This window comes from Cellulomonas sp. URHB0016 (assembly GCF_054057935.1).
This window is the reverse complement of the sequence record NZ_JBSRZU010000001.1, coordinates 1,054,742-1,069,158: the sequence shown is the minus strand read 5'-3', so window position 1 is coordinate 1,069,158 and position 14,417 is coordinate 1,054,742. Positions and strand designations below refer to the sequence as shown.

Sequence of the window (14,417 nt, the reverse complement as noted above, 5' to 3'; positions counted from 1 at the left end):
ACGGTGTCGCGCGACATCCGGGGTGGAACCAGACGCACGGCGTCAGCCCTTGACGGCGCCTTGCATGATGCCGGCGACGAGCTGACGGCCCGCGATGAAGAACAGGACGAGGAGCGGGATGATCGAGACCGTGACCCCGGCCATGATCAGAGCCATGTCCTTGAAGTAGGACGCCTGGAGCAGCTGGACCGCCATGGGGAGCGTGGGGTTCTCGCTGCTGAGCACGATGAACGGCCAGAAGAACTGGGTCCACGAGCCGACGAACGTGAACAGACCGAGCATGACGGCGGCCGGCCGGGCGGCGGGCAGCGCGACGTGCCAGAACGAGCGGATCATCGAGGCGCCGTCCACGCGGGTCGCCTCGATGAGCTCGTACGGGAGCGCCCCCTCGAGGTACTGGGTCATCCAGAACACGCCGAAGGCCGTGACGAGGCCCGGCACGATGACCGCGACGAGCTTGCCCGTCCAGTGCAGCTGGGCCATCACGATGAACAGCGGGATGATGCCGAGCTGCACCGGCACGGCCGTGGTCGCGATGACGAACACGAGCAGACCGTTGCGGCCGCGGAACCGCAGCTTCGCGAAGGAGAAGCCGGCGAGGGTCGAGAACAGCACGACCGACAACGACGTGACCACCGCGATGATGATGGAGTTGCTCAGGGCCTTCCAGAAGTGGATGTTCGAGCTCAGGACCCGGTTGACGTTGTCGAGGAACTCGCCCTGCGGGATCGGCGACGGGATCGGGTTCTGCGCGATGTACTGCGAGTTCGACGACGCGAGCAGGAACGCGTAGTAGAGCGGCAGCATCGCGGCCACGACGGCGATGGCGATGATCAGGTAGGTGACCCAGCCCGGCCGCCGGTCGGAGCCGGCGACCTTGCTCTTCTTGCGGGCCGCCGCGCGTGCAGCGCCCTTGCCCGCGGTCTGGGCGATGACGGGAACAGAGGGGGCGCTCATCGCTTGACCTTCTTTCGGGACTGCTCCGGCGAGTCGTCGGACGAGATGCGCCGGGTGATCGAGAAGTTGATGATCCCGACCGCGACGATGATCAGGAAGAGGATCCAGGCGACGGCGGATGCTCGGCCGAAGCTCTTCTGGTTGCCCCAGCCGACCTCGTAGATGTACATGGTGGCGGTCATCCACTGGCGGCTAGGACCGCCCTGGCCGGTCTGGTCGAACAGGCGCGGCTCGTCGAAGATCTGCAGGCCACCGATGGTGGACGTGATGACCACGAAGATGAGCGTCGGCCGGAGCATCGGGATGGTGACCGAGAAGAACTGGCGGACCCGGGTCGCACCGTCGAGGACGGCCGCCTCGTACAGGTCTCGCGGGATCGCCTGCATGGCGGCCAGGAGGATCAGGGTGTTGTACCCGGTCCAGCGGAAGTCCACCATCGAGGCGATCGCGATGTGGCTCGGCAGGACCTGGGCGTGCCACCCGATCGGGTCGATGCCCATCTTGCCGAGGATCGTGTTGACGATGCCGAACTGGTCGGCGAACAGCTTGCCGAAGATGAGGCTGACCGCGACGGGCGCCACGACGTACGGCAGCAGGACACCCATGCGCCAGAACGTCTTCGCCCGCAGGTTCGCGTCGAGCAGCGCCGCCAGGACGATCGCGATGACGAGCTGCGGGATCGTCGACAGGAAGAAGATGCTGAAGGTGTTGCGGATGCCCTTCCAGAAGTTCGGCTGCTGGAGGATGTAGGCGTAGTTCTCGAACCCGACGAACTCACCCTTGCCGCCGATGAGGTTCCAGTCGTGCAGCGACACGAAGGCCGTGTAGACGAGCGGGAACAGGCCGGTCAGCGCGAAGAGGAGGAAGAACGGGGAGATGTACAGGTAGGGCGAGAGCTTGACGTCCCAACGCCCGAGCGTCTGGCTGAGACCGACCCGGCGCGGGGAGCGTCCCGGATCGGTCTGTCCGCCGCGGTTCGTGCGCGGGGACGTGGTGGAGGTGGCCATCGGTTGTCCTTAGCAGGGGGCGAGCGTCGAGAGGGGAACGGCTGTGAAGCCGGGCCGGTGCGACCAGCGCACCGGCCCGGCTTCAGCTCAACGTCAGCCCAGCGCCTTGACGGCGGTGAGGAACGTGTCCCACTGCGCGGCCGGGTCGCCCTTGTTGACGTCCACCTCGGTGAGCGCCGACTGCATCGCGTCGTTGATCGCGAAGAAGTGCGGGCCCTTGTAGGTCGGGACGATGCCCTCGGCGCGGTTGGCGAGGATCTCGCCGGTCGGGGCGTTGTTGAAGAACGCGTTCACGGCGCCCGTGAACTTCGGGTCCTTCAGGCCGTCGACCTGGCTGGGGACGGTGCCCTTGTTGAGGAACGCCTGGACCTGCTGCTCAGGAGCGGTCAGCCATGCGGCCAGCTCCTTCGCCTCCTTGGGGTGCGCGCCCTGCTCGGGAACCGTGAGGAACGAGCCGCCCCAGTTGCCGGCGCCGCCGGGGTAGACGTCCGCGAGGTCCCAACCGGTCACGCCGGCCGAGTTGCCCTCGATGACACCGAGCATCCAGCCCGGCGCGAGCATCGTGGCGAAGCCGTCCTTCTGGAAGGACGCGGTCCAGTCGTCGCTCCACTGGGACATGTGGGCGGACAGGTTGTCCGTGACCGAGGCCTTGATGACCGCGTCGTAGATCTCCTTCACGCGCGGGTTCTCCGCGGCGATGATCTCGTTGGAGTCGGGGTCCTCGTAGGGGGCCTCCTCCTGGTAGATCATGCCCTGCCAGATCGCACCGGCCGAGTCGAACCAGGGGCCGCCGCCGCCGGCCTGGTACTGCTTGCCGGCCGCGAAGTAGTCGTCCCAGCTGTTGCTCGTGCCCTTGATGAGCTTGGCGACCGACTCGCGGTCCTTCGGCAGGCCGGCCTTCTCGAGGAGGTCGCCGCGGTAGGCGATGCCCTCGGGACCGAAGTCCGTGCCGTAGCCGAGCAGCTTGCCGTCGGGGGTCGTGACCGCCTTGGTCTTGAAGTCGAGCCAGCGGCCCTCGAGGGCGGGGTCCGTCAGGTCGACGAACTTCTCGGGGTACTGCATGAGCTCGGGCATCCAGTCGGTGTCGACCGCCTCGATGTCCGAGAGGCCCGAGCCGGCGGCGAGACGCGTGTTGAGGTTCTCGCGAGCCTCGTTCGACGTCGCGGCCTTCTTCTCCTTGACCGTGATACCCGGGTGCGACTCCTCGTACTGCTTGAAGAGGTCCTCGGTGTAGCCGAACTCGTTGAACGTGGCGACGGTCAGCGTGATGTTGCCGCCGCTCGTGCCCTCGTCGTCGGAGCTGTCACCCGAGTTGCCGGAGCAGGCGGTGGCGAGCAGGGCGATGCCCGTGACCCCGGCCGCGGCTGCCCACATCTTGCTTGTGGTCTTGCGCACAATGACTCCCTTGTCAGTCGGACGGCGTCCTCGCCGTACCCCTGGGCGTCCGTCGACCGTCTGCCGCAGGGGCCGCCGGCGGGCGTCGGACGTGGGCCTGGTGGACCCCGCGCGAGAGGCTCCCATCCGCAGTCTTGCGGGAGCGTTCCCACGCGCTGGATGAACTGTCGTCGGCCGCCTAGGCGGTGTCAAGGATCACCCGGTGCACCGGCTCGGTGGTAGCGATCTCACGGACACGTTGCCGCAGGTCAGAGCGTTTTCGGGAGCCAGCCGTGTTACCGAATCGTTACGGCTGGTTCGCTCGTCCGTGATCTGCGAGCCATTGCGCCGCGACGGCCTCCTCGGCGCTGAGCGCCCCCTGGACCGCGCCCGCGGCGGCCTGCTCGACCGCTGCCCCGAACAGGGGGACCGCCGCGTGCAGGTCGCCCTCGTAGACGAGCTGGCTGGCGCCTGCGCCGGCGGGCTGGAGCGACGCACGGCCTGTCAGGCGCACGGGCGCTCCCGCGATCTCGACGACCACGGTGCCGACGCGCCCACCGTCCGCCCCTGCGGCCTCCCACGCCTCGACATGCCGCACGTCCAGGCTGCTCCCGACGAACCCCCGCAGGTGGGCGGGGATGCTGTCGGTCGGCAGCGAGCGCCGCGTCGTCACGGTGAACGCGTCCTGCGGCGAGCCGGTGACGTCGACGTGCTGGTCCAGCGCACCGCTCGCGGCGAGCTTGAGGTGCACGTACTCGGGGTCGGCGAGCATGACGGCCGCCGACGTGGGACCGGTCGCGATCGCGACCGAGACGCTCAGGTGCACGATGTTCCTTCCAGGCATGCAGCGGGCCTCCGGCGGATCTGCGCCGGACGGCACGTGGCGGCGGCTCCGCCGTCCTGACGAGGGTATCCGTCGATGCTCTCCGCGCGCCCCCGCGGTGGGTGCGAGGCCGCGGAGCCCGTCACGGGGCGGTCCGTGCCGTGGGGCCACCTACCCTGGTCTCGTGTCCACCCTGAGCACGCTCGTCGCCCGCCACGCCTCGCTCGACGCCGCCGACCTCGAGTGGCTGCACCTGCTGGTGGGGGACTGGCAGGTCCTGTCGGACCTCGCGTTCGCCGACCTCGTCCTCTGGCTCCCCACCCAGGACGGCGACTTCATCGCGGTCGCGCAGTGCCGGCCGTCGACGGGGGCGACCGTCCACTACGACGATGTCGTCGGGTCCCGTGCGCCCGAGGGCCAGCGGCCGCAGCTGCAGCGCTCGCTCGACGAGGTGGCCCCGCAGCGGTCCCGCGAGCCGCGCTGGTTCGGCTCGTACGCGGTCCGCGAGGAAGCCGTGCCGGTGGTGCGGCGCGGACGTCCCATCGCGGTGATCGCCCGGCAGACGAACCTGGGCGGGGCGCGGACGCCGAGCCGGCTCGAGCTCAACTACGTCGAGGCAGCGGACGACATCTTCGCGATGATCTCCCGCGGTGAGTTCCCCGCCACGGACGCGCCGACCGGTCCGCGCCGCGGCGCCCCCCGCGTGGGCGACGGCCTGGTCCGGCTGAACTCGGAGGGCGAGGTGCTGTTCGCGAGCCCCAACGCCCTGTCCTGCTTCCACCGCCTCGGCGCCCTCGGGGACCTGGCCGGCCGCTCGCTCGTCGAGGTCACGGCCGACCTCATCGAGCACGAGGCCACCGTCGACGAGTCCATGCCGCTCGTGCTGATGGGCCGGGCGCCGTGGCGGACCGATGTCGAGGCCCGCGGCGTCGCGCTGTCGCTGCGCGCCGTGCCGTTGACCGAGCACGGTCAGCGCATCGGCGCGGTGCTGCTCTGCCGCGACGTCTCCGAGCTGCGCCGGCGGGAGCGCGAGCTCATCACCAAGGACGCCACGATCCGTGAGATCCACCATCGCGTGAAGAACAACCTGCAGACGGTCGCCGCCCTGCTGCGGCTGCAGTCGCGGCGGATGGAGTCGCCCGAGGCGCGGGAGGCGCTCGCGGAAGCCATGCGCCGGGTCTCGACGATCGCACTCGTGCACGAGACGCTGTCGCAGACGCTCGACGAGATCGTGCCGTTCGACGACCTCGTGGGCCGGAGCCTGCGCCTGGCGGCCGACGTGGCGACCGCGGGTGCGCACGTGCGGACGCTCGTCCGCGGGACGTTCGGGGCCATCCCCGCCGAGGACGCGACGGCGCTCGCACTGATCCTGACGGAGCTCGTCACCAACGCCGTCGAGCACGGTTTCGACGGCAGGGACTCGGGGACCGTCGAGATCTTCGTCGAGCGGGACGTCGACCGCCTGCGCGTCGAGGTCGCGGACGACGGCGCCGGCCTGCCGCCGGGCCGGGGGGCCGGCAGCGGTCTCGGCACGCAGATCGTCTCGACGCTCGTCACCAACGAGCTCGGCGGCACCATCGCGTGGACGCCGCGCGAGGGTGGCGGTACGTCCGTCGTGATCGAGGCCCGCCTGCGGGCCAGGGACGCCGCGGTCTCCGGCCTCTGACGGGCGCGACCCGGCGTGAGCCCCGCGGCTCGCCGCAGGTCCGGTGTCCGTTCGGTCGTCGGTCCGCTGAACGGCGGGGGAGTCCTCAGACGGACGGACCGGCACGCCGTGCGGCGGGCCGGTCCGTCCGGTGGTGCGTGGTCGAGGAGGTCAGCCGGCGCGACGCTGGCGGGCGGTCCGGCGCTTGAGCGCGCGGCGCTCGTCCTCCGACAGGCCACCCCACACGCCCGCGTCCTGACCGGTCTCGATGGCCCACTTCAGGCAGGTGTCGACCACGGGGCAACGCCGGCAGACGGCCTTCGCCTCGTCGATCTGCATCAGCGCAGGACCCGTGTTCCCGATCGGGAAGAACAGCTCAGGGTCCTCGTCGAGACACGCTGCGCGGTGGCGCCAATCCATGACACTCTCCTTGGGCGCACGACTGCCCACCGCCCCGGGTGAGGGCGCGCGGCTGTCCTGCATGATCGGGGTGGGGGGGAACGTGCTCCACCAAGGGTCACACCGTGGCCGCCGGGGCACAAGGGGTTACAGGAAGGTTTCGGCCCGGTAACGGATGAGGCGTTGGTCACACCTGTGCGCCCGTTCGGGGGCGTGGCAGACCGTGCCTCCGGCGAGGTCGACGCGCTCTCGGACGAAGGTCCAGGTCAGCGCGCTGCGCCGCGTTGACGCTGGCCACGTCGGTCCCGAGCGCTCCGTGTGCCTACGCTGGAGCTGTGAGCCGCCCCCGATCCGTCCCCCTGGCCGTCGTGTGCGCCCTCGTCGCCGCGGAGGCGCTGGGGTTCCTCGGACTCGGGATCGCGTTCGTGACGGAGCTCGCGCGTGGTAATGCGGACCTCCCCGCTGCGACCGTGTTCCTCGCCCTGTTCGTGCTGGGCGTCGCCGCGCTGCTGGGTGGGGCCGCCAGAGGTCTGTGGAAGGGCCGGCGCTGGGCGCGATCGCCGGTCATGACCTGGCAGATCCTTCTCCTGGTGCTGTCCCTGGGGTGGTTGGGCGTCGAGGCGTCGGCGTGGGCCGTCGCCGTGGCCTGCGTGGCCGTGCTCGTGGGTGTCGGGCTGCTGCTGCCACCGGTCGTCGCGGCAACCACCAGTGCCGACGCCGGACGGGACGCCTCCGACCGTCAGGACGGCGGCCCTGGGCCCACGGTCGATCCCTCCCGGTCGAAGGCGTAGAGCTGCACGGGCGTCACCGTCCGGCCCACGACGACGACGCCCCGCCCGGCAGGGCGGTCCGCGGGATCCGCGAGCCAGGCCGCCCGGCCGCCCACGAGCTCGGCCGACGCGGCGTCGTGCAGGTCCAGGACCACCGCCCGTCGCTGCCGGAGGAGCGAGGGCGTGAGGCCGCGGAACGCCCCCGTCGCGGCTGACGACGTCGTGGCCGCGACGAACCGGCGGCCAGGACCCGACCATCGCGCCCACGCGTCGACGAGCTCGGGGTGCGTCCGTTCCTTCTCGTCGAGGTCGTCCACCAGCACTGTCCAGCGGCCCGACCGGTCGAGCGCTGTCAGGTCCGCCGCCCCACCGGCCAGGTCGAGGTCGACGACGCCGCGGAGCGCGGGGACCGGCCCGCCCGCGAGGTCGACGAGCCGGAGCACGGGCTCGCCGTCAGCAGCGAGCGCCTCCGCCACGAGCCTGAGCACTGTCGACCGGCCCGACCCCGGCGGACCGACCACCAGCAGACCGGGCCGGACGTCGAGCTCGACCACGGCCGCGCCGTCGCCGCCCACACCGATCGGGACGCGCCCGGCGGTCCCGTGCGCCCCCAGCGGGCGTGCCGTGTACCGCGGGAGCGGCTCGACGCGGACGGGAGGGAACAGAGCAGCCGCGACCTGGCCCCGCGCCGCCCCGGCGGACGTGGGCGCAGGTCCGGGCAGTGCCACCTGACAGAGCAGGGCCTGTTCCGGTCCGAGGTGCACCGCGCGACCGGGCACAGGACGCGGTCCACCGACGGCAGCGGGCACGCCGGCGACAGCATCCAGTGACGGGTCGGCGACGCGGAGGACGAGCCGGTCGCGGAACTGTGCACCGTGACGCACTGCGCTGCCGGTGACGTCGCTGCTCGCGACGACCGCGACGGCCGGTCCACCCGCTCGCCACAGCCCGGCGAGCCGGTCCGACCCGGCACCCCGGGCCAGCGTGCCCAGTGCGTCGAGCACCGCCGGCAGCCCGTCCACGAGGAGGACAGCACGTGGTCCGGGCCCGGCCGGCCGGTCGGCGGCGGGGCGCGATCCCAGCAGCTCGGCCAGCCGTGCGACGCGGACCACCTCGTCCGACCGGGCCACGGTGCCGACCCGACCATGGAGGTCGTGTGCCCGGATCAGCTCGACGGCGCCTGGTGGAAGGCCGACGGCGTGCACGGCGAGGCCGGCGCGCAGCGCCTCGACGCCCACCGTGACGAGCGTCGTGGTCCGGCCGGACCCGGGGCCGCCGAGGACCAGGAGGTGCCCGTCGGCCGGGTCCCACCGGACGGGCGTGCGGCGCTGCTCGTCAGGGACGTCGGCGACCGCCACGGCCAGCCCGGGTCCCGGAGCGACGTCATCGACCGTGAGCACGTCGGGAAGGGCAGGCAGCCATGGCACCGGCCGTGCCGGACGTCCGGCGGCAGCGCGCCGCGCGGCGGTGACCCAGGCAGCGGTGTGGTCCTCGGAGGTGCGCGCCGGGGACTCCGGCGTCCAGGCCCGTGCGCCCGCCGTGCCGGGGCCAGGTGCTCCTGAGGCAGGACTCCGCCGGCCGGGCGCGGCGTCGCAGTGCGTCACAGGCTCGCAGTCGCGCGACCGCAGGGGGGCTGGGCCATGGCCGCGCGAGGGCGGCACCGTCGAGGGTCGCCCTGCCCCCGGGTCGAGCCACCTGGAGGTGCTCGGGGCTGCCGCCTGCCCGCCGCAGCACCGCACGGCCGGGCGTCGAGGGAGACAGCAGCGCAGCATCGGGCACCTCGACGACGTCGAGGGAGTCGGCCGGGTCGGCCACGCGCAGCGCGATGCGCAGGGAGGTGTTCGCGCGCAGGTCGGCGCTGACCGCCCCCGCCGGGCGCTGTGTGGCGAGGACGAGGTGCACGCCGAGGGCCCGGCCCTGCGCGGCGAGCCGCACCAACGTCCGGGTGGCGTCGGGCAGGTCGTCGACGAGCGCGCGGAGCTCGTCGACGACCACGAGGAGGCGCGGGGGACTCGCGGGGTCGCGCGGGTCGAGCTCGGCGACGTCGCGGGCACCGTGGTCGGCGAGCACGCGTTCGCGACGACGCAGCTCGGCACGCAGGCCTGTGAGGACCCGGCGGGCGCGGGGCTCGTCGAGGTCGGTGACGTGGTCGACCACGTGCGGCAGGCCGGCGACGGAACCCAGGCCGGCCCCGCCCTTGAAGTCGACGAGCAGCACCGCGAGCCGTTCGGGCGGGTACCGCAGCGCCGTCGAGAGCACCCAGGTGGTCAGCAGCTCGGACTTTCCCGCGCCGGTCGTGCCGGCCACGAGCGCGTGCGGTCCGTCCGCGACGAGGTCGACGACGACCGTGGCGAGCCCCGACGTGCGTCCGATCGGCGCGGCAAGTCCGGCGTGCGTGGAGCTCCACGCCGCGCGGATCGCCTGGGCGTCCGGGGCAGGCACGTCCGGCAGGGCTCCGAGCGACACCCGGGCAGGCAGGTCGTCGGCGGGACGACCGCTCGAGCCTGCGGTCGGCTCGAGCGTCTGCGCTCGCAGCTCACGGACGCCCCACGCCCTGGTGAGCTGCGCCCGTGCGGTGTCGGTCGAGACCGCCTCCAGCGGCACCCGCCGCCACCCGCCGTGACCTCTGCCGCTCCGAACCCGGCCCGGGGGGCGGGCGCCCGACCTCGTCGTCGGCCCTCCACGCAGCCGCGCGGTCGTCGGCGCCACCTCGAGCACGTTCCGGCACCATGCGGGTACCTCGCTGCGCGAGGGCAGCACCAGGAGCAGCCGTCCGCCGAGCCCGGCGTCCGACCGCAGGGAGGTCACCCCGCCCGTGACCCGCGGCAGGTCGACGACGACCACGTTCTCCTCGTCTCCGGTCAGTGGTCCGTCGGCTGCGTGCGCCGCCGGTGCGGCCCAGGACCAGGCGTCCGGCGCGTGGGTGTGAACCGTGACGGACACCCGTACGTGCGTGCCCAGCTCGCCGAGGAGGATCGCGCGTGCCGCGGCGAGCGCGGTGCTGCGAGGCCCGACGACAGCGAGCGTGCCGTCGCTGTCCCACGGCGCCGCACGGTGGAGCACCGGACCGCCGTCCAGCGCGAGCACGGTCGCGGCGACCAGGCCGGCCGGGTCCCGCACCTCGTCCTGCGAGGGCGCTTGCGCCGGCCCCTCGAGGGAGGTCGCACGGTTCGTGGCCAGCAGGGCGAGCGGACCCGAGACCGCGGTGAGCAGCAGGAGCGGCTGGCGCAGGACGGCGGCGAGCACCACGGAACCGGCGACGGGCGCGAGCACCGTCAGCCAGGTGGCTCCGCGCCCCGGTCGCCCGACCGCGGGTCGCCCGTCCGTGCGGGCCGGGGGCGACGGGGCAGAGCTCGACCGGGACCGCAGGACGAGCGTCGTGCCCCCGACGTGGAGCTCGTCGTCCGACCGCCAACGCCGCCACGCGCGACGGCGCACCGTCAGGGGCCGCCCGGCCCGCCGTCGCCACCACGCGGGGGCGGCCCGCACGAGGACGGCACGGCTGTCCGCCTGGACCCGGACCCTGCCGTTGCTGCACCGGACGCGGACCGAACCGAGGTCCGGGTCCGCAACCGCCAGGTGCTCGCGGCCGGTCGGCCGGGTGGGGTCCGTGGCGCCCGTGGTGCGGACGATCACGTCGCCGTCCGGCCTGACGCGGTGCAGCCGGCCGCAGTCCGGTCCGGCGACGACCGCCACATGGAGCGCCGAGTCCAGCGCGCGCTCCGCCTCCGGGCGTGGCCCTGCGCCGGGTCGCAGTCGGCACCCCGGCACCAGCGGATAGGCACCCACCTCGTGCGTGTCGTCGAGCACCGCGTCGTCGACGGCCAGGCGCACGGCCCCGCTCGACCAGCCGGCCCACCCGGTCAGGCGGGCGAGCTCGCCGCGGAGGCGTGACGCGCGCAGCCCGCGCTCGACCTCGACGACGGTCGAGACCAGTCCGGGGCCACGACGCGGGTCGGGGTGCAGGGCGGTGAGACGCACGCGTGCAGGGTGCCCTGCCGTGCGGGCGGTACCGGCGTCCACCCGGAGCTCCGGGGGACGCCGGCGCCGTCCACAGGCCCGGCCGTCGGCTCGGTGTCAGTCCACCGCGAGCGCCGCGACCGGTGACGTGCGGGCGGCGGCCCGTGCGGGCAGGACCGACGCCCCCAGGCCGGCCAGCAGCGCGACGACCATGACCAGCGCGAGGTCCGCCCACGGGACCGCCAGCCGCAGGTCGTTCGTCCGGCCGAAGGCCGTGGCAGCACCCGCCCAGCCGTAGAGCAGCCCGAGGACCACGCCGAGCGCGGCTCCGACCACGGCGATGAGCATCCCCTCGACGGCGAGCATCCACCGCAGCTGCCGCCGTGTCAGGCCGATCGCCCGCAGCGTCGCCGACTCACGACGGCGCTCGATCACGGACAACGACAGGGTGTTCGCCACGCCGACCACGGCGATGACCACGGCGACGGCCAGCAGACCCACCACGACCGCGAGCAGCGACGAGATCAGCCGCTCGTAGGACTGCCGCTCGGCCGCGGCGCTCGCCACGGAGACGGGGGTCCCCGACAGGGCATCCTGCACGTCCTGGATCACCTGGCTCGCGTCGGCAGAGTCGTCGAGCCGCACCCACAGCTCGGCAGGCGCCGGATAGGAGGCGAGGCGGGCCAGCGTCGCTCCGGTGACGATCGGGTCCTGGCCACCGAGGTCGGACGCGACGGCCTCGAGGGGGAGCGACCCGGGGGCCGGGGGAGGGGTCCCGTTCCCGTCGTCGTCCCCGTCGGGCGGCTTCGGCACGGCACGGAGGTCGACGCTCCCGGCGAGGCGGTCGTCCCGCTTCGTCAGGAGCAGCGTGCCGTCGGTCAGGTCGTCGAGCGCCCCCGTGCTGCGGAGCACCTGGGCGGCCTCCGTGGGGTCCGGGCCGGCGACCTGCAGCTGGTCCTCACCGATCCGGGCGTAGGCGACCGGGACGGAGACGACGGCGTCGACACCGGGCAGGTCCGCGACCGTCGCGACCGCGCCGTCGAGCGGCTCGGTGCTCCCGTCGGTCCGGGTGACGGTGAGGTCCACCGGGTACCGCTCGGCCAGGTCCTGCGCCAGCGACTCGCGTGCGCTCGCGGCGCCCGTGCTCATCATCACGACGAGCGTCACCCCGATGAGCAGCGCGGTGCTCGTGGCGGCCGTGCGGCGCGGGTTGCGGACCGTGTTGGCCGACGCGAGGCGTGCGCTCGTGCCGGTCGCCCCGAGCGCCGTGCCTGCCAGCGAGACGACGCGCGGCACCCAGAGCACGGCACCGAGCAGGATGCCGACGAACGACACCGCACCGGTGAGGAGCCCGAGCCCCAGCAGGGCGAGGTCGTCGCCGCTGCCGGCCCGGGACGCCGCGACCGTGAAGAGCAGGCCGGTGACCCCGCCGATCGTGAGCACCAGGGAGACCGCCAGCCGGAGCCTGCCCGCCCGGGCGCCGACGGTCGGCGCGTCGACCGGTCGGAGGGCGGCGACCGGGGGGACGCGGGTCGCGGTGCGCGCGGGGACGAGCGACGCCAGGACGGTGACGAGGGTGCCGACGAGCACCGGGACGAGGGCCACTGTCACCGTCACGTCGACGGTCCGCGGCAGGGGCACTCCCTCGTTCATGCGTCCGAGCACCGTCAGCGCGCCCTGGGCGAGGGCGGTGCCCGCGAGCAGCCCGACGAGCGATGCGGCACCGCCGAGGATCGCCGCCTCCAGCAGGACGGAGCGGCGCAGCTGACGCTTCTCCGCGCCGACGCAGCGCAGCAGCGCCAGCAGCCGGACCCGCTGGGCGACGAGCACCTGGAACGTGTTGGAGATGACGAGCGCTGCGACCAGGAGCGCCACGGCAGCGAAGCCGAGCGCGACGGCGCGCAGCACGTTGCCCCCGCCGGACACCTCGGACACCGCCTCGGCGGCCGCCTCGTCCTTCGTCAGGACGCGCAGCTCCGGGACCCTCTCGCGGAGGGCGGCCCGGGCGGCGTCCACGCTGCCGTCCGTGGCGATCAGTGCGGTGCCGTCGCGCAGGTCGTCGGAGGCGGCCGGGGACCAGCGGGCGAGGTCGTCGGGGAGCGCGAAGCCGGCGCCGCCGAACTGGGCCCAGGCACCGTCCGGGTCGTCGACGATCCCGACCACGGTCAGCGTCTCGGTCGTCATGGCGTCGCGTCCGGAACCGGTGTCCTGCGCCGTGAGCGTGTCGCCGACACCGACCCCCAGACGTGCGGCGGTCGCGCGCGGCAGCGCGATCTCGCCGGCGACGGCCGGCATCGCACCGAGGCCGAGCCTCAACGGCGTGAGGCTCTCGTCGGACGGGAGCGGCACGAAGTTCTGCCATGTCGTGCGGGTCGAGCCGCGCAGCTCGACGCCGCCGACGTACACGTGGTCCGCGGCCGCGACGCCCGGGGTGCCCCGCACCTCGTCGAGCGTGCCCCCGGTGAGGTCACCGGTGACGACGAGGTCCGCGTGGCCCAACGTGGCGGTGACGGCGTCGTAGCCGGTCCGCGTGATGACGCCCCCGGCGAGCAGCGTGGTGGTGAGGAACGCCGTGCCGATCGCGATGGCGACCGCGGCGGCGACGAGCCGCCCGGCGCTGCGGCGCATCTGGGCGAGCGTGAGCTGCAGCATCAGAGCCCCACCGCCGGTGCCGGCGAGGTGCCGTCGAGGGTGCGCAACGCGTCCAGACCGGTGAGGACGGACTCGGGGGTGGGGTCGACGATGTCGCCCGCCACCCGGCCGTCGGCCAGCATGACGACCCGGTCCGCGTACGCGGCGGCGGTGGGGTCGTGCGTGACCATGATGACCGTCCGGCCGAGCTCGCGGACGGAGCGGCGCAGGAAGCTGAGCACCTCGGCGCCCGAGCGGGAGTCGAGGTTGCCGGTCGGCTCGTCCGCGAACACCACCTCCGGCTTCGCGACGAGCGCCCGCGCGATGGAGACCCGCTGCTGCTGGCCGCCGGACAGCTCGCCGGGCCGGTGCCCGAGGCGCTCGCCGAGGCCCAGCGTGGTGACGAGCATGTCGAACCACTCGCGGTCCGGCCTGCTGCCGGCGAGCTGCAGCGGCAGCAGGATGTTCTGCTCGGCCGTGAACATCGGCAGCAGGTTGAACGACTGGAAGACGAAGCCGACCCGGTCTCGTCGCAGCCGCGTGAGCGCGCCGTCGTCGAGCGACGTCAGCGCCGTCGGCCCGAGCCGTACCTCGCCGGACGTGGCGTCGTCGAGACCCGCGAGGAGGTGCATGAGGGTGGACTTGCCCGAGCCCGAGGGGCCCATGATCGCCGTGAACGCCCCCGACGCGAAGTCGACGTCGACCTCGTCGAGCGCGCGGACGGCTGCGGGACCCTGCCCGTACACCTTGGTGAGCCCGCGTGCGCTCGAGGCGGGCGGGTGCGGCTCGTCCGGGCGGGTCGGCTCGGGGGTGCGGGAGAGGGCGGTGTCCATGAGGGCTCCTTCGCGGCG

General features: G+C 73.5%; 11 protein-coding genes. 2 read left to right on the top strand and 9 right to left on the bottom strand.

Going from position 1 to position 14,417, the window contains the following annotated elements:
• Positions 1-42: 42 nt before the first annotated feature.
• The 4 genes from ACVW07_RS05005 to ACVW07_RS04990 form a co-directional block, all read right to left on the bottom strand.
• Positions 43-957, bottom strand: a complete 915-nt coding sequence (locus ACVW07_RS05005) for a carbohydrate ABC transporter permease (RefSeq protein ID WP_456818173.1) — start codon at positions 955-957, stop codon at positions 43-45.
• Positions 954-1,964, bottom strand: a complete 1,011-nt coding sequence (locus tag ACVW07_RS05000) for a carbohydrate ABC transporter permease (RefSeq protein WP_456818172.1) — start codon at positions 1,962-1,964, stop codon at positions 954-956. Before ACVW07_RS05000 ends, ACVW07_RS05005 begins: the two co-directional genes overlap by 4 nt.
• 93 nt (positions 1,965-2,057) lie before the next feature.
• Positions 2,058-3,359 (bottom strand): ABC transporter substrate-binding protein, encoded by a 1,302-nt coding sequence (locus tag ACVW07_RS04995; RefSeq protein ID WP_456818171.1) that lies wholly within the window; start codon positions 3,357-3,359, stop codon positions 2,058-2,060.
• A gap of 286 nt (positions 3,360-3,645) precedes the next feature.
• Positions 3,646-4,182: a DUF2505 domain-containing protein gene (locus ACVW07_RS04990; RefSeq protein ID WP_456818170.1), complete on the bottom strand. Its 537-nt coding sequence runs from the start codon at positions 4,180-4,182 to the stop codon at positions 3,646-3,648.
• 163 nt (positions 4,183-4,345) lie between these two features.
• On the opposite strand from ACVW07_RS04990, the gene ACVW07_RS04985 reads away from it, so the two are divergent.
• Positions 4,346-5,827 (top strand): sensor histidine kinase, encoded by a 1,482-nt coding sequence (locus ACVW07_RS04985; protein WP_456818169.1) that lies wholly within the window; start codon positions 4,346-4,348, stop codon positions 5,825-5,827.
• Positions 5,828-5,977: 150 nt separating this feature from the next.
• Here the strand turns inward: ACVW07_RS04985 and ACVW07_RS04980 are convergent, their stop codons facing one another.
• Entirely contained in the window at positions 5,978-6,226 is a 249-nt protein-coding gene (locus tag ACVW07_RS04980; protein ID WP_456818168.1) for a WhiB family transcriptional regulator, read from the bottom strand.
• Between the two features lie 314 nt (positions 6,227-6,540).
• Between ACVW07_RS04980 and ACVW07_RS04975 the strand changes: the two genes are divergently transcribed.
• A complete protein-coding gene (locus ACVW07_RS04975) occupies positions 6,541-6,996 on the top strand; it encodes a hypothetical protein (RefSeq protein WP_456818167.1) in 456 nt (151 codons plus the stop codon).
• On the opposite strand, the gene ACVW07_RS04970 is transcribed toward ACVW07_RS04975, so the two are convergent.
• From ACVW07_RS04970 to ACVW07_RS04955, 4 genes are all read right to left on the bottom strand, one after another.
• Positions 6,945-8,375, bottom strand: a complete 1,431-nt coding sequence (locus tag ACVW07_RS04970) for a hypothetical protein (protein ID WP_456818166.1) — start codon at positions 8,373-8,375, stop codon at positions 6,945-6,947. The two genes, ACVW07_RS04975 and ACVW07_RS04970, sit on opposite strands and share 52 nt — an antisense overlap.
• Positions 8,359-10,956 (bottom strand): FtsK/SpoIIIE domain-containing protein, encoded by a 2,598-nt coding sequence (locus tag ACVW07_RS04965; RefSeq protein ID WP_456818165.1) that lies wholly within the window; start codon positions 10,954-10,956, stop codon positions 8,359-8,361. Before ACVW07_RS04965 ends, ACVW07_RS04970 begins: the two co-directional genes overlap by 17 nt.
• A 96-nt stretch (positions 10,957-11,052) precedes the next feature.
• Positions 11,053-13,587 carry an ABC transporter permease gene (locus ACVW07_RS04960; protein ID WP_456818164.1) on the bottom strand — a complete coding sequence of 845 codons (2,535 nt, stop codon included), beginning with the start codon at positions 13,585-13,587 and terminating at the stop codon, positions 11,053-11,055.
• Positions 13,587-14,399, bottom strand: coding sequence for an ABC transporter ATP-binding protein (locus ACVW07_RS04955; protein WP_456818163.1), 813 nt, complete (start codon positions 14,397-14,399; stop codon positions 13,587-13,589). Before ACVW07_RS04955 ends, ACVW07_RS04960 begins: the two co-directional genes overlap by 1 nt.
• Positions 14,400-14,417: the final 18 nt, after the last annotated feature.